The sequence below is a fragment of the Leifsonia poae genome, assembly GCF_050632865.1.
GTDB lineage: Bacteria > Actinomycetota > Actinomycetes > Actinomycetales > Microbacteriaceae > Leifsonia > Leifsonia poae_B.
This window is the reverse complement of the sequence record NZ_JBODSA010000003.1, coordinates 725,737-742,516: the sequence shown is the minus strand read 5'-3', so window position 1 is coordinate 742,516 and position 16,780 is coordinate 725,737. Positions and strand designations below refer to the sequence as shown.

At 68.3% G+C, this 16,780-nt stretch carries 19 protein-coding genes; 6 read left to right on the top strand and 13 right to left on the bottom strand.

The window, feature by feature from the left end; translation table 11 throughout:
- Positions 1–29: 29 nt before the first annotated feature.
- The 4 genes from ACRAWB_RS13855 (at position 30) to ACRAWB_RS13840 (ending at position 1,632) form a co-directional block, all read left to right on the top strand.
- Complete coding sequence (locus tag ACRAWB_RS13855; RefSeq protein WP_431353839.1) at positions 30–698, top strand: HAD family hydrolase; 669 nt, start codon at positions 30–32, stop codon at positions 696–698.
- Positions 699–774: 76 nt separating this feature from the next.
- Positions 775–1,074, top strand: a complete 300-nt coding sequence (locus ACRAWB_RS13850) for a hypothetical protein (RefSeq protein WP_431353838.1) — start codon at positions 775–777, stop codon at positions 1,072–1,074.
- A complete protein-coding gene (locus ACRAWB_RS13845; protein ID WP_431353837.1) occupies positions 1,071–1,418 on the top strand; it encodes a hypothetical protein in 348 nt (115 codons plus the stop codon). Before ACRAWB_RS13850 ends, ACRAWB_RS13845 begins: the two co-directional genes overlap by 4 nt.
- 22 nt (positions 1,419–1,440) lie before the next feature.
- Positions 1,441–1,632 (top strand): hypothetical protein, encoded by a 192-nt coding sequence (locus tag ACRAWB_RS13840; RefSeq protein WP_431353836.1) that lies wholly within the window; start codon positions 1,441–1,443, stop codon positions 1,630–1,632.
- Positions 1,633–1,727: 95 nt separating this feature from the next.
- Here the strand turns inward: ACRAWB_RS13840 and ACRAWB_RS13835 are convergent, their stop codons facing one another.
- From ACRAWB_RS13835 to ACRAWB_RS13815, 5 genes are read right to left on the bottom strand one after another with little or no spacing between them, the layout of a single operon-like run.
- Complete coding sequence (locus tag ACRAWB_RS13835; RefSeq protein ID WP_431353835.1) at positions 1,728–2,045, bottom strand: hypothetical protein; 318 nt, start codon at positions 2,043–2,045, stop codon at positions 1,728–1,730.
- Positions 2,046–2,067: 22 nt separating this feature from the next.
- Complete coding sequence (locus tag ACRAWB_RS13830; RefSeq protein WP_431353834.1) at positions 2,068–2,301, bottom strand: hypothetical protein; 234 nt, start codon at positions 2,299–2,301, stop codon at positions 2,068–2,070.
- 40 nt (positions 2,302–2,341) lie between these two features.
- The gene (locus ACRAWB_RS13825) at positions 2,342–3,463 is read right to left on the bottom strand and encodes a hypothetical protein (protein WP_431353833.1); all 1,122 of its coding nucleotides are present in this window, start codon (positions 3,461–3,463) and stop codon (positions 2,342–2,344) included.
- Complete coding sequence (locus ACRAWB_RS13820; RefSeq protein ID WP_431353832.1) at positions 3,346–4,977, bottom strand: hypothetical protein; 1,632 nt, start codon at positions 4,975–4,977, stop codon at positions 3,346–3,348. Before ACRAWB_RS13820 ends, ACRAWB_RS13825 begins: the two co-directional genes overlap by 118 nt.
- Positions 4,978–5,017: 40 nt before the next feature.
- On the bottom strand, positions 5,018–5,209 hold the full coding sequence (locus ACRAWB_RS13815; protein ID WP_431353831.1) for a hypothetical protein: 192 nt from the start codon (positions 5,207–5,209) through the stop codon (positions 5,018–5,020).
- Between the two features lie 112 nt (positions 5,210–5,321).
- Here ACRAWB_RS13815 and ACRAWB_RS13810 point away from each other — a divergent pair, with 112 nt between their 5' ends.
- Positions 5,322–5,546, top strand: coding sequence for a hypothetical protein (locus ACRAWB_RS13810; RefSeq protein ID WP_431353830.1), 225 nt, complete (start codon positions 5,322–5,324; stop codon positions 5,544–5,546).
- Between the two features lie 49 nt (positions 5,547–5,595).
- Here ACRAWB_RS13810 and ACRAWB_RS13805 read toward each other — a convergent pair whose 3' ends face one another.
- The 6 genes from ACRAWB_RS13805 to ACRAWB_RS13780 form a co-directional block, all read right to left on the bottom strand.
- Positions 5,596–5,784, bottom strand: coding sequence for a hypothetical protein (locus ACRAWB_RS13805; RefSeq protein ID WP_431353829.1), 189 nt, complete (start codon positions 5,782–5,784; stop codon positions 5,596–5,598).
- A gap of 16 nt (positions 5,785–5,800) precedes the next feature.
- A complete protein-coding gene (locus tag ACRAWB_RS13800; RefSeq protein ID WP_431353828.1) occupies positions 5,801–6,430 on the bottom strand; it encodes a TMEM175 family protein in 630 nt (209 codons plus the stop codon).
- Between the two features lie 72 nt (positions 6,431–6,502).
- A complete protein-coding gene (locus ACRAWB_RS13795; RefSeq protein WP_431353827.1) occupies positions 6,503–6,955 on the bottom strand; it encodes a hypothetical protein in 453 nt (150 codons plus the stop codon).
- Positions 6,956–7,073: 118 nt separating this feature from the next.
- Positions 7,074–12,056, bottom strand: a complete 4,983-nt coding sequence (locus tag ACRAWB_RS13790) for a DUF7507 domain-containing protein (protein ID WP_431354520.1) — start codon at positions 12,054–12,056, stop codon at positions 7,074–7,076.
- Positions 11,980–14,196, bottom strand: coding sequence for a hypothetical protein (locus ACRAWB_RS13785; protein ID WP_431353826.1), 2,217 nt, complete (start codon positions 14,194–14,196; stop codon positions 11,980–11,982). The genes ACRAWB_RS13790 and ACRAWB_RS13785 overlap by 77 nt, the downstream gene beginning before the upstream one ends.
- Positions 14,197–14,376: 180 nt before the next feature.
- Positions 14,377–15,060, bottom strand: a complete 684-nt coding sequence (locus tag ACRAWB_RS13780) for a TetR/AcrR family transcriptional regulator (RefSeq protein WP_431353825.1) — start codon at positions 15,058–15,060, stop codon at positions 14,377–14,379.
- Positions 15,061–15,126: 66 nt separating this feature from the next.
- Here ACRAWB_RS13780 and ACRAWB_RS13775 point away from each other — a divergent pair, with 66 nt between their 5' ends.
- Complete coding sequence (locus ACRAWB_RS13775) at positions 15,127–15,825, top strand: DUF4386 domain-containing protein (protein WP_431353824.1); 699 nt, start codon at positions 15,127–15,129, stop codon at positions 15,823–15,825.
- On the opposite strand, the gene ACRAWB_RS13770 is transcribed toward ACRAWB_RS13775, so the two are convergent.
- Together ACRAWB_RS13770 and ACRAWB_RS13765 are read right to left on the bottom strand one after the other, a co-directional pair.
- Positions 15,803–16,006, bottom strand: a complete 204-nt coding sequence (locus tag ACRAWB_RS13770; protein WP_431353823.1) for a carbon storage regulator — start codon at positions 16,004–16,006, stop codon at positions 15,803–15,805. The two genes, ACRAWB_RS13775 and ACRAWB_RS13770, sit on opposite strands and share 23 nt — an antisense overlap.
- Positions 16,007–16,047: 41 nt before the next feature.
- Entirely contained in the window at positions 16,048–16,749 is a 702-nt protein-coding gene (locus ACRAWB_RS13765; protein ID WP_431353822.1) for a hypothetical protein, read from the bottom strand.
- Positions 16,750–16,780: the final 31 nt, after the last annotated feature.

The following is a 16,780-nucleotide window of genomic DNA, read 5'->3' as shown; positions in this document are numbered from 1 at the left end:
GGCGCGCAAGGGGTGGTAGTCGTGGAGCCATGACCATCTCCGCTGTGCTCTTCGACGTCGACGGCACCCTCGTCGACTCCAACTTCCTGCACGTCGACGCGTGGAGCCGCGCGTTCGCCGAGATGGGCACGCCGGTGGATTCGTGGCGCATCCACCGGGCCATCGGGCAGGACTCCGCCCGGCTGCTGGAGCAGCTGGTGGGCGAGCGCGACGAGGAGTGGATCACGCGCGCGAAAGACCTGCACTCGCAGCACTACAGGGAGCAGTCGGGCCGGTTGCGGGCTTTCGACCAGGCGGCGGACCTGTTGCGCGAGCTGTCCGGGCGCGGCATCCGCGTGGTGCTGGCGACGTCGGCGCCCGAGGACGAGCTGGCGCTGCTGATGGACACGCTGGACGCGGAGGACGCCATCCACGCGACCACGAACGCGGACGACGTGGCGACGGCCAAACCCGAGCCCGGCATCATCGAGGTCGCCCTGGAGCGCGCCGGCGCCCAGCCGTCGGACGCCCTCTTCATCGGCGACTCGGTCTGGGACATGATGGCGGCGGCGCGGGCGCACGTGCGCTCCGCCGGGCTGCTGTCCGGCGGAGTGGGTCCCTCCGAGCTGCTGGAGGCGGGCGCGGTGTCGGTCTTCGACGACCCGGCCGACCTGCTCGCCCGGATCGACGGCGTGCTGAGCGGGCGCCGCTCCGCCTGACCCGGGCCGGACGCCCTCTTGCCAAGCCGCAGCGCACGGCGTTCCATAGGACCGACGGCCCAGGAGAGGAGTCGCCATGTCGGCGAGCGAGCTCGAGATGTCCAGCGTGCGGTACCCGTACCGGGACCGCATCTTCCACGTGGAGAAGAAGTCGCCGGGGGTGTGGGTCGTCCTCGACGAGTCGCATGCCGAACTGGGGACGCTGGTGCGCATCGCCGTCGAGGGTGAGGAGCACGAGCCCGTGTTCGGCGCGGTCCCACCCGGCTACACCGAGACACTGCACGAGGGGTCGGACTGGCGGATGCTGGTCGCCTCCCTCATCAACGAGTCGCTGGACGCGGAGACCGCGGCGACCGGGAACCAGGGCGAGGCATGACCATCCACCTGAACAAGAAGGCCCTCGAGCACGCCAGGAAGCTGGTCGAACAGGGGAAGGTCGTGCACGACGAGCGCGACGACTGGAGCGAGCACGCGCCCAGCGCGGACGACGAGAACCGCTTCATCGAGAAGAACGGCTGGGACGACTACGCGCTCTGGCACCTCGGCGAGGACCCGGATAAGTCCGAGGAGACGAAGGGCCGCTTCAGCTTCCCGTACGGCGACTTCACGAAGGTGCACCGCTGCGCGGTCATCTCGCTGGAGAGCCGGGCGGCGCAGAACGACCACGACGACATCGCCCGAGAATCCAAACGCCTCCGCGAGCTGATCGACGGTGAGTAACGCCCGGGATACGATTCCCGGGATGAACGCGACGCTGCGCACGGCGCTCGGATGGGTCGCCGCCGTGCTGCTGAACGTCGGCGCGTTCCTCGTCGTCGTCGGACTGCTGCTGCCGCGTCCGGGTGGGGACGCCCCGGTGCTCCTGGTGGGCGCGGTCTGCTGCGCGGTCGGACTCGGCGCCGGCGCCGGATGGCTGGTGGGGCGCGGGCGCTGAGCACGGCCCGCTGACCACGGAAAACAGCCCCGCCCCGGGATGAAGAGGGCGGGGCCGTCGCGGTACCGGCGCGGGGCCGGTAGCTCGTGGGCCGATCAGTCCGGCGGCTCGCTGGCGTCGGTGCCGCTGACGAGGTCCGGGTTGGACGGTTGATCGGCCGGATCGAAGTCGGCGGGCGGGGGCTCTGCACCCTCCGTGTCGCCTCCGGCGTCCGCCGTGGTCACGTCCTCTGCGCCCTCGGGCGCAATGCCGGTCTCACCCGGCTCGGAGACGCCCGACTGTCCGGGCTCGGTCTCCGCCGGCTCCGCCGCCTGGGCGTCGCGGTCGCCGGCGCCCTCTTCGAAACGCTCCGGCTTCTCCTCGGCGGGCACGCCCTCGGCGTCGGTGTTCGGCAGTCCGCTGGTGTCGCTCATGCTTCGCTCCTTCCCGGCAGCCTCACGGCTTGCCCTCTTCGCTGTACGAGGTCGCGGAGTCCTCATCCGGGTCCGCACCCGCGTCCGCGCCCGCTGCGAGACGGTCACCGTCGGGGTCGGCGATCACCTCGTCGAACAGGCTGCGGTTCTCGGTCGGCTCGACGGCGCCGCCGTCGTCGCCCTCGAGATCGCCGGCGAGACCGTTGGTCGGGTCGTTGCCGGTGATCGGCTCCTTGTCATCACGCGAATCGGTCATGCGGCACAGAGAACGCCCGCTCGCCCTGACCCGCAAGGGGTTATCCGCGCGGCGGCCCCGGCGTACGGTGAAGCCTCTCGATCACATCCAGCAACGCCACCCGGTACTGCGGGGCGGACTGGTAGTCGGGATGCGTCGCCACCTTCACCAGGTAGCGCGGCGGGCCGAACTCGTCGGCGCCGCGATCCAGATCGTCGGGGCGGCGGTCGTCCAGCCGGTAGCTGTTGATCGGGAAGCCCAGGTAATCGGTGCGCCGCCACAGGTTGACCCAGGCGACGGATCCATCCGGCTGGGTCAGCAGCTCCACGAGCGACGGGTCGTCGGCATCCGACGGGGTGATCACGACCGGCTCGCCGTCCTGGTCGAGCTCGACCTGGCTGAACCACGGGTCGCCCTTTCCGAGCAGCGGACGGCGCGAGCCGAGCGTGCCCAGCGCATCCGGCCCGAAGAGCTCGGGGAAGAAGCGGCCGAAGTAGACGCGCAGCTGGGCGCCGTACGTGAGAAGCCCGACGTTGCGCAGGTGGTCCGCATGGTCCGGCCGCAGAGTGAACAACGTGGACACGGCGAGCACGGCGCCCAGGCTGTGGGCCGAGAGCACGACGCTGAACGGGCGGTCGTGGCTGAGCGCTTCATCCTCCTGGTCGTCACGCCAACGCAGACGCGCAGCGAGGTCGAGACCGTCCGGTGGCACCAGGTCGTGCGTGAGCCAGTCCGTGACGCGGTCGCGCAGTTCGGGGACCACCCGCTCGGCGTAGCAGGGAGGACTGAAGGGGTGGCCCGCCCGGGGGAGGAAGCACATGAGGTCCCACATCACGCTGATGGGCCGTTCCTTGGCAGTGAGCGCGTTCTCGACGACCACCGCCAGGATGGCCGCCGCGATGACGACGAGGGCGGGTCCCACGAGCGCATCGACCGCCCGGAACACCGCGGAGTACGACACCGCGAGCGCGACGACGAAACCGACCGCCAGGAGGCCCGCGAGGATGCCGAGGATGGGCTCGCCACGATGGACGAGCGCGGCGAGCCGCCGGGCCCGAAGGATCTTCAGTGCCAGGCGGTCGGCCGTCGTGCTCGCGTCGATGCGGCCGTCGCGGTAGGCGTCGACCTGCTCGAGCAGGGGCCGGCGGCCGTCGCGCGTCCGCGGGGTGGTGAGGAGCGGCATCCACCGCAGAAGGGAGAGCGCGATGCCGGCGGCGATGAGCGCCAGGGCCAGCGCGATGAAGGGCAGGACGTCCCCGAAGTTCGCGTAGACGATCGGGGGCGGAGCACCTGATGCGGCGCCGCGGTGATGCATCCGCACGGCGGGGAGCCGCTGACCAGCCAGCCCTCGACCCCGAGCACCAGCAGGGTCGACAGGATCATCGCCGCGCCGAGCGACAGCAGCATGATGATCCCCGGACCCATGCCCGCCCAGCCCTCGGCGCGGAATCGCTCGGGCGGTCCGGAGCGGCGCCCCGACCGCGAACGGGGCCACCACCAGACGAGGACCAGCTGCACCGCGGTGAGGAGGGCGGAGACGCCGAAGAGCGGAAGGCGCAAGGGGCCGGGGTGGCCCGACTCGGTCGTCGGGTTCTGTGCCACGGCCGCGAGGAAGGTCAGGCCGGCCACGGTCATGATCGTGATCGAGAGCCAGTGCGGCACACCGCGACGCCAGCCGAGTGCCGAGATGCAGATGGCCGCGAGCACGCCCAGGATGATGGACGGCGCGGTCGCGAGCCCGAGGAACGCGCCGCGCCCGGGCACCTCATACTGTCCGCCGAACCACAGCGACGCGCCGACGAACACGTACACGATCACCGCCGCGACGAGGATCCACGCCGTGACGGTCCCGGTGCGGCGGAGACGGTCGCGCAGGTACTCATTGACCGGCCCATCCCCGGGGTTCGTCGTCTCGGCCAGCACGCCGACGCACGCGATCGCCACCACGAGCCCCGCGGCGGCGACGATGCCGCCGACGAGGACGGGCAGGTCGCGCGTCTGCGCCGCGCCGCCCAGGCACTCCGGGGTCACGAAGGTCTGCAGCTTGGCGCACGCCTTCACCGTGGCGAACATCCGGTCCCACGCGAGGAGCAGCGCGATGAGCAGGAACGCTGCCGCGAGGTGCAGCCGCTCCGTCGGCGATCCGACACGCGCCGTTCGCCAGAAGCCCTCGGAGGCGAGCGGACGGAGGCGGCGGTCGTCGGCGTCGCGTCCGCGCCCGCCCATCCGGTCCGCTGCGTCGAAGATCGCGGCCTCGTAGCGGGTGCGAGCACGCTTGGAGACGACGAAGAGCAGCAGCACGCCCGCGATCGGGACCAGCGAGAGCAGGGCGAGTTGCGGTCCGCGCCAGCTGAGCGGAGGGAGGCTGAAGAAGTCGTGGAAACCGCCTGGAAGCGCGGTACAGGCGGTCCCGGTGATGCATTGCACGCCGAGATCCAAGCTCACGGAGCCGAGCGCGCAGACGTAGAGCAGCGTCAGGCCGAGGGCGAAGATGCGCAGGGAGGCCCCGCCGACTCCCGATTGCCACTCCCCACCGGGCCGCTGGGTCGGGATGCGCCGCGTCCAGTACGCCGTGTTGGCGAGTCCGAAGGGTGCGAGAAGCAGCCATGCCAGCTGGACGAACAGCTGGCCGATGAAGAGCAGCGGACCCGAGCCGTACCGTGCGAGACGGCCCCAGGAGTACGCCTCGGTGCGCACGTCCGGCGGTGGGACGGCGGGGTCGATCGTCCCGGGAGCGTCATCCGGGTCGCGGTCCGGCTCGTCCTGGTTCGGTGCCCACCAGAATCCGCCGTTCTCGTCGCCCTGCGTTCTGCCGCAGCTCGCTCTGCTCGCGGCCCAGGATCTCGGTGGGCGGCGTGTTCTTGATGCCGTGGATGCGCAGCTCCAGCACGTGGTGCGGCCACACGTCCGGCTGTGCGTCTTCGCTCATCGGTCCCGCCCATCGTCGTTACGACGCGCGCAGACTACTCCGCGGTGGACGTGCGCGGCTACGGCGCGTCCACCTGTAGCCCTCGACGGCGCTACGGCGTAATGTCCGTCGTATGAGCAACCCAGAGCAGCCGATCGGCGACGCACGCGACAACCTCGAGGGCAGCTACACCGAGGCCGACGGCGAGGCGCCGCACGAGCGCACGGTGCACGGCCAGTACACGGAGACGGACGGCGTCGGGCCCGAGACGGCCACCGAGGGCACGTACACGGACTCGGACGAGCCCGCCGACGCACCCGAGGGCGAGTACACCGAGGGCGACTACGACGAGCCGTGAGCACCGTTAGCCGGCGCTGCCGTTAGCGGTGCCGGCGACCGGACGCCGGTCAGGCGTAGCGCTTGCGCGCCTTCTCGGCCTGCACCTTGGCCTTCTTGCGGGCCTTCTTGACGTCGGGCGAGTTCCAGAACGAGGTCACCGCACCGGTGATCTGCTCGTAGCGCTCGCGGCCCGCGCGTGCGCCGAGGAGGTACGCCGCCGCGACGGCGATGAGGATGACGAGAGTCTTGGGTCGCATGCCTCGACGGTATACCTCAGGCCGGGGTCTGCGTAGGTCCGTAGACGAGCCTGCGGATGAGCGCGTGGAGCGGTCCGGCGAGGAACAGCAGGAACAGCCAGAACATGTTCACGGCCGGAATCAGGACAGCGAGGACCAGCGCCAACGCCATGAGGATGAGCTCTGCGATGCCGGCGGTCTTGTCGATGGTCGCGCGGCCCTCCTCGGTCATCAGCTCCGGGTGCCGCCACAGTTCCACCCCGATCAGGCGCATCGCCAGGGACGCGACGATCATGTTGCCGATGTACAGCGCGTACACGTCAGGACGCTCGCCGGCGCCGTTGGACAGCACGTTCGCGCTGAACGGGATGGACACGATGGCCAGCAGCCAGAGGAAGTTGTACCAGACCATCGCCCCGTCGTAGGAGCTCACCACCTCGAAGACACGGTGGTGAACCACCCAGAACCGGGCGATCACCGCGAACGAGATCACGAACGCCAGGATCTCCCAGAAGTTCTCCGCGACGAAGTCGCCGAAGGACTGGCGCCCGATCTGCGACGCCGCATCCACCAGGGGCAGGATGAGCAGCGTGATCGCGATCGCGACCGTCGCGTCGGAGAAGTTGACGAGCCGGTCAAGCCCGCGCTCGGTCCTGATCGGCGCCATGCGGACATTCTGCCGCACCGGTCAGCCGAGCGGGCCCAGCTCGAGCGCGCGGCGCAACGGTCACCTCGCGCCTTACTCCGGGATCACGGCTCCGAGCACGCAGGAGAGGTTCTGAGCGTCCGCGGGGACCGTGGATTCGATGGTCCAGTCCTTCTTCTCGCCGGGCTTCGGGTCCTTGAGGGTGGCCACACCGCGGTTGTAGACCGACGAGTTGGTGGAGTCGACCCAGCTGACCGAGATGACGATGTCCCCCTTCTTGTCCTCGGGCATCGTCACCGTGCCCTTGGCGGCGACGTTCGTGCCCTTCGTATCGCACGACGTCATCGTGGTCGCGGTGAAGATTCCCGTCCCGCTGGGGATGTCGGGGATCGTCCCATCGTCGGACGACGCTGTGTCGGCAGCAGAAGTGGTGGGGCTAGCGGTCGGGATCTCAGACGTCGCCGTCGGCGACGCGCACCCGGCGAGGGTGGCGAGCGCGAGGGCTCCCAGCGCAATCGGCAGGAGAACGGGGTGGCGCTTCTTCATTTGTTGTCCTTTCGCAGGAGCTTGTTTCGAACGGGTCCACTCTGGAGGACGAGTGGCCACGCGCGATCGTGACGTCGAGAAGCCCGTGAAGGCCCTGTGAGCCACGACCGCGCGAGGCTCACGCCAGCCGGCGTCGGCGTCGCAGGCTGTGCCAGGCGGCCAGGACGAGCACGATACCGAGCAGCGCCAGACCGGTGATCGTCAGCGAGTCCGTCCCCAATCCGCCCGTGAAGGGGATCACCGGAGCGGGCTGTTGCTCGTTCACGACGTCGGGCACGACCACGGTGCTGGTGATGGCGCCGACGGTCACGACGATCGGGGTCGAGGTCAATACGAATCCGACCGGCGCGCGCGTCTCCACGAGGTGATAGGTCCCGGGTTCGACTCCGGTGAGGTGGAACAGCCCGCCCACCGGGTCCATGTCGGGTCCGGCGCAGGGCGTGCCGATCGACTCGGAGCAGTCCGTGACCACGACGGCGGCCCCGGTCGCACTACCCGACTCGTCCACCGCCGTGAAGGTCCACTCGGCACCCGCGAGCAGGTTCTTCGCGGGGGTCGCGTCGATCTTGCGCCAGGTGACCTCGGAGAGCTGGACGGCGTCCTCCGGAGTCAGCGGCACGTCGACGGTCGACTCGTCCGTCACGCCGTCTCCGGTCGGCGGCGTTCCGGTGATCGTGGCGGCGTTGGACACGTGACCGTCCCGAAGGTCCTCCTTGGTCACCTGGTACGTCGCCGTCGCTGTGACCGACTGCCCCGGCAGGAGGGTGCCCGCAGAGCCCGGCCAGGTGTAGGTCAGCACCGAGAGACCCGGCAGCGGGTCGGCGATGGTGACCTGCAGCAACGTGGTCGTGCCGGTGTTCGTTCCGACGAGGGTGAAGGTGATCACGTCACCCGGTTTCGTCGGCGTCTGCACTTGCGAGGCGTCCGCGCTCTTCACCAGCGTGATTCTCGCGACCGTCTCGACGGGCGAATCGACTGTCGACGTGTCGGTGACGGGGTCTCCTGTCGGAGGCGTTCCGGTGACCGTGGCCGCGTTTGAAACGTGACCCGCGTCGATGTCCGCCTGTGTGAGCAGGTAGGTCGCGGTGGCGGTGAGCTGCTGGGTCGGAAGCAGGGTGCCCTCGGGCCCCGGCCAGATGATCGTCAGAGCGGAGAGCCCCGGCAGCGGATCGTCGATGGTCACGTCGGTGAGCGTCGAGGTCCCCGTGTTCGTCGCGACGAACGTGTAGGTCACGACATCACCCGGCGCTGCCGGCGTGTGGAGGGCCGTCAGATCCGCACGCTTCTCGATGGCGATGGCCGAGAGGGGCGACAACGGCGTATCCGTCGACGAGGGTGGCGTGGTCGTGGACCCGGTCGGGGTCTTCCCGGTCGCGGTCGCGGTGTTCGAAACGTGTGCTGCGTCGATGTCGTCCTGGGTCAGGACATAGGTCGCCGTCGCGGTCACCACTTGACCCGGCTGAAGGGTGCCCACCGCTCCCGGCCACGTGTAGACCAGCGCGGAGAGCCCCGGCAGCGGGTCGTCGATCACGACTTCCGTCAGCGTGACGTTTCCGGTGTTGGTCGCCGTGATCGTGTACGTGATCGTCTCTCCCACCTGGGACGGGTTGGAGACACGGGAGGCGTTCGCAGTCTTCACCACGCTCAGCCCGGGGGCCTGCGTCAGCGGCGTGTCCGTGGACTTCGGTGGGCCATCGACGGTTCCGCCTGTGGGAGTCGTGCCCGACGACGTCGCCGTGTTGGCCACGTGGCCCGCGTTGATGTCCGCCTGGGTGAGGCGGTATGCGTAGACGGCCGTGACGACCTGACCGGGCAGGAGCGTGCCCGCGACGCCGGGCCATGTGACGGATTCCTGCACGAGGCCCGGGAGGGGGTCGACGATACGCACCGAGGTCACGGTGACGTTTCCGGTGTTCGTCACGGTGATCGTGTAGGTGAGCTTGTCGCCCACCTTCGCGGGCGTCGAGACGAGGCTCGAGTTCACCGTCTTGGTCATCGTCAGGCCCGGCGTTCGGGTCAGGGGGTTATCCGTGGATTTCGGCGGGGATGTCGACGTGGACCCGGACGGGTCCTTACCCGTCGCGGTCGCCGTGTTCGCCACATGACCAGAATCGATGTCCGCCTGCGTCAGCAGGTGGTAGGCGGTGATCGTCACCACCTGACCCGGCGCCAGCGTCCCGGCCGTGCCGGGCCACGAATACACATGCCCGGCCAACGTCATCGGCTCACTCAACGCGACGTTCGTCATGGTCACGTTCCCGGAGTTCGTGATCGTGAACGTGTAGTTGACCTTGTCCCCTACCTTCGGCGGGTTGGACAAAGCGGTAGTGCTGGCCGTCTTCGTCAGCGTCAGCGCGGGGGTTCGCGTCACCGTCGTATCCGTCGACTTGGGCGGAGATGTCGTCGTGGAACCGGACGGGTTCTTACCCGTCGCGGTCGCCGTATTCGCCACATGACCGGAATCGATGTCCGCTTGCGTCAGCAGGTGATAGGCCGTGATCGTCACCACCTGACCTGGTGCCAACGTCCCGGCCGCACCGGGCCACGAATACACGTGCCCGGCCAACGACATCGGATCATTCAGGGCAACATTCGTCATCGTCACGTTTCCGGAGTTCGTGATCGTGAACGTGTAGTTGACCTTGTCCCCCACCTTCGGCGGGTTCGACAAAGCCGTCGAGCTGGCCGTCTTCGTCAGCGTCAGCGCCGGGCTCCGCGTCACCGTCGTATCCGTCGACTTGGGCGGAGACGTCGACGTGGAACCGGATGGGTCCTTGCCCGTCGCGGTGGCGGTGTTCGCGACGTGGCCGGCGTCGATGTCCGCTTGCGTCAACAGGTGGTAGGCGGTGATCGTCACGACCTGACCTGGGGCCAGAGTCCCGGCCGTACCGGGCCACGAATACACCTGCCCCGCCAACGTCATCGGATCATTCAGGGCGACGTTGGTCATCGTCACGTTTCCCGTGTTTGTGATCGTGAACGTGTAGTTGACCTTGTCCCCCACCTTCGGCGGGTTCGACAAAGCCGTCGAGCTGGCCGTCTTCGTCAGCGTCAGCGCCGGGCTCCGCGTCACCGTCGTATCCGTCGACTTCGGCGGAGACGTCGACGTGGACCCGGACGGGTCCTTACCCGTCGCGGTCGCCGTATTCGCCACATGACCAGAATCGATGTCCGCTTGCGTCAGCAGGTGATAGGCCGTGATCGTCACCACCTGACCCGGTGTCAGAGTCCCGGCGGTACCGGGCCACGAATACACGTGCCCGGCCAGCGTCATCGGATCACTCAACGCGACGTTCGTCATGGTCACGTTCCCGGAGTTGGTGATCGTGAACGTGTAGTTGACCTTGTCACCCACCTTCGGCGGGTTGGACAAAGCGGTAGTGCTTGCCGTCTTCGTCAGCGTCAGCGCCGGGGTCCGCGTCACCGTCGTATCCGTGGACTTCGGCGGGGATGTCGACGTGGACCCGGACGGGTCCTTACCGGTCGCGGTGGCCGTGTTCGCGACGTGGCCGGCGTCGATGTCGGCCTGCGTCAGCAGGTGATAGGCCGTGATCGTCACCACCTGACCCGGCGCCAACGTCCCGGCCGTACCGGGCCACGAATACACATGCCCGGCCAACGACATCGGATCACTCAAGGCCACGTTCGTCATCGTCACGTTTCCCGTGTTTGTGATCGTGAACGTGTAGTTGACCTTGTCCCCTACCTTCGGCGGGTTCGACAAAGCCGTCGTGCTCGCCGTCTTCGTCAACGTCAACGCCGGGGTCCGCTTCAGGCTCGTATCCGTCGACGACGTCTTCGAGGGTTTCGACCCCCACGGGCTCGTGCCTTCCGCCTTCGCCGTGTTCGCCACGTGAGCCGAGTCCAGCTCCGCCTGTGTCAGCGTGTGATACGCGGTGACTGTCACAATCTGACCCGGTGCCAACGTGCCGGCCGTGCCCGGCCACGAATACACATGCCCGGCCAACGGCAACGGATCCGTCAACGTCACGTTCGTCAGCGTTACGTTTCCCGTGTTCGTGATCACGAACGTGTAGTTCACCCGTTCGCCCACCTTCGACGGGTTCGACAAAGCGGTCGTGCTCGCCGTCTTCACCAGTGACAGCTCACCCCATCGGTAAAGCGTGGTATCCGTCGACGACGACTTCGAGGGTCGCGACCCCCACGGGGTCGTGCCGGCCGCGGTCGCCGTGTTCGCCACGTGAGCAGAGTCCAGCTCCGCCTGGGTCAGCAAGTGATACGCGGTTATCGTCACAGACTGACCCGGCGTCAGGGTGCCCGACGCACCCGGCCACGAATACACATGCCCGGCCAACGGCAACGGATCCGTCAACGTCACATTCGTAATCGTCACGTTTCCCGTGTTCGTGATCACGAACGTGTAATTGACCCGTTCCCCCACCTTCGGTGTGCTCGACAACGCGGTCGTGCTCGCCGTCTTCACCAGCGCCAGCTCGCCCCACCGGTAGAGCGTGGTGTCCGTCGACGCCGACTTCGTGGGTCTCGACCCCCATGGGGTCGTGCCGGCCGCGGTTGCCGTGTTCGCCACGTGAGCCGAGTCCAGCTCCGCCAACGTCAGCAGATGATACGCGGTGATCGTCACAGATTGACCCGGCGTCAGGGTGCCCGCCGCACCCGGCCACGAATACACGTGCCCTGCCAACGGCAGCGGATCCGTCAACGTCACATTCGTCATCGTTACGTTTCCGGTGTTCGTGATCACGAACGTGTAGTTCACCCGTTCGCCCACCTTCGGCGTGCTCGACAACGCGGTCGTGCTCGCCGTCTTCACCAGCGCCAGCTCGCCCCATCGGTAGAGCGTGGTATCCGTCGACCTCGACGGGGATGTCGTGGTGGAGCCGGACGGCGTCTTGCCCGTCGCCGTCGCTGTATTCGCCACATGAGCCGAGTCCAGTTCCGCCAGCGTCAAGGCGTGATACGCCGTGATCGTCACGGACTGCCCGGGCGCCAATGTGCCGGCCGCGCCCGGCCAGGAATAGACGTGGCCGGTCAGCGGTAGCGGATCATTCAACGTGACGTTCGTCATCGTCACATTGCTCGTGTTCGTGATCTTGAATGTGTAGGTGACCCGCTCCCCCACTTTCGGCGTGCTCGACAACCCGGTCGTGCTCGCTGTCTTGAGTTAAGTCCAAGGTGCACGCGGGGGCGTTCGGCTGCACGTTGAAGGTCGCCAGCCCTGTCGAGTTGCCGCCCGGCGAGTCGCTTCCTGCGGTGGAGGACGTGACGGCATTCGCGCTGTTCGAGACGGTCGTGCTTGTCACGTCGCAGCCGTACGACGGCACAGTGGTCTGGAAGCACATCTCGGGTGGGTCACCTTCCCACGAGACTGCGATCTGGGCGTTCTGCACACCGGTCGGATTGTTGACGCCGTTGATCCTCACGGTCGCCCGAATCCACGTCACGGAAGTGGGAACCTGCGAGAGATTGATCGAGCCACCCGCCGCCAGCGTGTAGTTGTTGTAGGTCACCCCGCCGGCCGTGATGATGTTGTTGTTCTGATCCCGCAGGGTCACCGTGGAGTTGACGTACGTCCCGCTGACGAGCCCGGGGAGCGACATCGTGCCCCACGCGCGGAAGGCCGACATGCCGGAGCCGCAGTAGTAACCAGAGGGGCTCATGTCGAGAGTCTGCGTGTTCGAACTCGTCAGGCAGGCTCCGCCCGAGATGGCGTTGAAGATTGTGATCTGCCCGCCATCGCCGGTAGCGATCAGGCAGTTGGGGGCGATGTCATTCGCCGGGCGAACGGTGTAGTTGCGAGTGTTCGCCACTCCCAAACCGGTGAACCCGCTGCAGGCGAAGGGAGTCGTATCCGCAGCGACGGACGCGTAGTCGAAGCAGTAGATGGATCCCTGGTAGTTGGAATAGATCCTGGTGCCGCTCGTCCACACGTCGCCCGCAGATCCGGGGGAGGTGTTGTAGTAGGCGAAAGTCGTGTATTTGGTCGAGCTGACCGATCCGTCGAGGTTCCAGCAGGGGTACGAGTACGCAGTGGTGGTATTCCGGACGCTACAAACCTGTGTGAGCGCACCGCTCGTCGAAAGGCGAGGACCCAGTACGGGCGGCGCGCCGTCTCCGGAAGGCGCGCCCGTCACGGGCCACGTCCCTGAGCAGGCCCCGAGGCCTGTGGTCCGACAGCTGGTCAGCCAGGAACTGGTGTCGGTGGTCCGATAGCTGGCGAAGACGTATCCGCCGAAATTGTGCACCGTGAACGCACTCGTCGTCGTCACGCCGCTCGCAAGTGTGTACGAGCCGCAGACGGAGTTGCCGGCCGGCCTGACGCAGTAGAGAACCGCCTGGGATCCTGTCCGCATGACAGCGTAGATGTTCCCGTCAGAGGCCGGGATACCGGTAGAACCGATCGAGCCCCCACTCGTGGGATTCGGTATGTTCGTCGCGATCGAGTAGAAGCCGCAGCTGGTCGGCGTGGTGGGGGCGAGATCAAGACAGGCGACTCCCGCCTGGGATCCGTCGGTCCGGTTGGCGAACCAGTACATCCTGCTGCCGTTTATCCACGTGCCGTTCTGCCACGCGGTGTAGCCGGCGAACGATGTGCCGGTGCCGATCGCGGCACCAACTGTTTCCGACCAGTACTGGGCGTTGGCGTTCGGCCAGCCCGGGCATGCGGTACCGTTCTGCTGGGTGCAGTAGACCACGCCACCGGTGCGATGGTGGTAAACCTCGTAGATCAGACCATTGCGCGTGACCGCGTTGTACGCGTCTCCGCCGGTGGAGTTGAGGGTGGAGCTTCCGCCCGAAACAGTGAACGGGGTTGAGAGCTGCTGCCTAGCTGTAGCGATCGAAGTGCCCGTGTAACCCACACCATTCGCGTTCGAGGGTGGCGTGCCCGTAGCCCACGAACCGCCGCCGTTGGTCGTGTACTGCGCGGAGATGCTGCCGACCGGGTTGTTGAGCGGCGGTAGCTGCAGCGAATTCGGAACGTACGTCTGACCGCCGGTGATGACGTCTTTAAGGTTGACGGACGCCGGCGCGTGCGTGTTGTTCATGTAGTTGACGACCCACTTGATGGTGTCGCCAGGCTTCGCCGTACCCGTCTTCGCACCACCCGGAGCGTCCGAAGAGGCCGCGAAGGACCCGTTCGCGGTGTTCGTACCCGTCTTATAAATGGTCACAACCGTGTTGCTGCCGGCGTCGGAGAAGTACTGGGGGAGGATCAGCGTGCCGATGAGTGCCCCGAGGGCCAGCACGGCAGTGAAAACCATGAGGCCGCGCCAGCGCGCGCGCGCCCGCCGAAGCCGGGCGCGGTGTCCGGCGCACCGGCTGCGCTCAAGACGCGCATGAACCGCCTGCGGGTGACAGGACTCTTCATCACACTCTTCCTCACGGTCGAATAGGGCTCGGGTGTAGATGCCCTTACCTATTCGGACGCGAGGTTCAGCGATTTATGACGCGACCACCCACTCCGGCCGCAGCCGCTCGACCCCGTCGAGGATGAGGTCGAGCCCGGTCTCGAACTCCTCGTCGTAGTCGTAGCCGGCGCGGCCCAGCTCGGAGACGACCTCCAGAAGGTGCGGGAACATCGCCGCGAGCTCCGGAGGCGTTGCCTCCAGCTTCTCGGCGGCAGCCTCCCCCGACTCCTCCGCCGTCGCGAACGGCAGTGTCTTCTCCTGCAGGGCGAAGCCGTAGACGTAGGCGTCGAGCATCGACGTGACGTGCACGGTCGTGCGGAACGAGAAGCCGGCCCGGCGCAGGCAGCCCATCATCGCGTCGTGCTGCCGCAGGTTGGCGAAGCCGGGACGCATCCGCGCCTCCATCAGGCCGACGGCCCAGCGGTGGCGCAGCATCGCAGCGCGCAGCGACACCGAGCGGCGGCGCATCGCCTCCCGCCACGGGAGTTCCGGATCGGGCGCCTCCACCTCGGTCCAGACGCTGTCGACCATGCCGTCGATCAGCTCCTCCTTGTTCGCCACGTGCTTGTACAGCGCCATCGGGACCACGCCGAGCCGCTGGGCGAGCGTGCGCATGGTGAGCCCGTCCAGCCCCTCTGCGTCGGCGAGGTCGACGGCGGTCCGGACGACGCGCTCGACGGTCAGCGTCTGACGCGGGACCGACGAGGGGCTTGACATGGTGTACAGCGTACACCTATCGTCAGACTCAGCAGGTGTACGCCGTACACCCGAAAGGACCCGATCATGGACGACGACCGTCGCCGCTCCCTCGCCACCGGCGTGCTGTTCCTCCTGACGTTCGCCACGTCCATCCCCGGGGCGCTGCTCTACGGGCCCGTGCTCGGCGACCCGGACTTCGTGGCCCGCCATGCCGGTTCGGGATCGGTGCTCGCGGGGGCGCTGCTCGAGATCGCGCTCATCATCGCGAACCTCGGCACCGCGCTCGTCCTCTACCCGGTGCTGCGACGCACGACCCCGTCGCTGGCGCTCGCGTACGTCGTGGCCCGCCTGATGGAGTCGACGCTGATCGCCGTCGGCATCCTCAGCCTGCTCACCGTCGTCACGCTGCAGCAGGACGGCGTCGCCGGCGCCGGGCCGGTCGCGGCCGCACTCGTGGCGTTGCACGGGTGGACGTTCCTGCTCGGCCCCGGCTTCGTGGTCGGGCTGGGCAACGGGCTGATCCTCGGTTGCGCGCTTTACCGGTCCGGTCTCGTGCCGCGTGGCTGGGCGGTGCTCGGGATGGTCGCAGGTCCGCTGGTGTCGCTGTCGGGCGTGGCGGTGCTGCTCGGCGCCTACAGCCAGGTGTCACCGTGGTCGGCCCTGCTCACGCTGCCGGAGGTCGTATGGGAGCTGTTCCTCGGCATCTACCTCACGGTGCACGGCTTCCGACGGACCGCGGCGCGCGCAGGCCACGCCCCGCTCAGAGCCCGAGCGACTTCTTGATGAGCGCTTCGGCGTCGTCGGTTCCGGCGGCGCGCTCGGTCGCCTCCTGGTTGGCCTCGGTGACCGCCTTCACGACCTCGTCGCGCTGGATGCGGATGCCGCGAGGCGCGTCGATGCCGATGCGGACGCCGTCCCCGCGCGCATCGAGGATCGTCACGACGATGTCGTCGCCGATGAGCACCCGCTCCCCGCCTTGCGCGTCAGTACCAGCATCGTCCCAGCCTATCCGCCGGGCGGTGCCTCCAGCCAGAGGACGGGCAGACCGAGCGCGTGGACCGAGTCGGGCGAGACGGTGAGGGAGGCGCCGGTGGCGACGACCGCGTCCACCGCAAGCACCGCATCCACGGCCCCCACCCACAGCGCCGTGTCGTCGTGCTTGCGGGAGACGTCCACCACGACCCAGACCTGATCGGGGGCGGTGGCGGCGAGATCGGCCGCGACCTCGGGCACGGCCGCGGGGCTCGGGAGCGGGAAGGCGGCGACGATCGGGATCTCGCGGCGGACGCCGTCCGCGCGGGCGGCGAGGGCGTCGCGCCGGTCGGCCACGACCTGCACCTCGGCGTTCGCGTCGGCCGATGCGGCGAGGATGCGGGCAGCCTCGTGCACGTCGCCGCCCACGCCGACCACCAGGGTGAGGTCCCCGCGGCCGCGGAGGCGCGCGGGCGGCGGTCCCACCGGGCGGGCCGGCTCGGGAAGCACCTCGTCGAACGGTGACAGCTGGTCACCACTCGGCCCGGGTTCGAGCGACGGCTCACCGCTCGCCGGGGTGGGCGGGATGGAGGGGACCGACGGGATGGACGGGACTGCCACGGAGGATGGCACGGACGGCACGGCCGCGGCCAACTCGGGCGCGTCCACCGCGCGCACGAGGTCGTCCAGCACCGCCTGGAACGCCAGCGACGACGTCGACACCGCCGGCAGCACCTCCTCCTCCGAAGCGCCGCCGCCCAGCCAC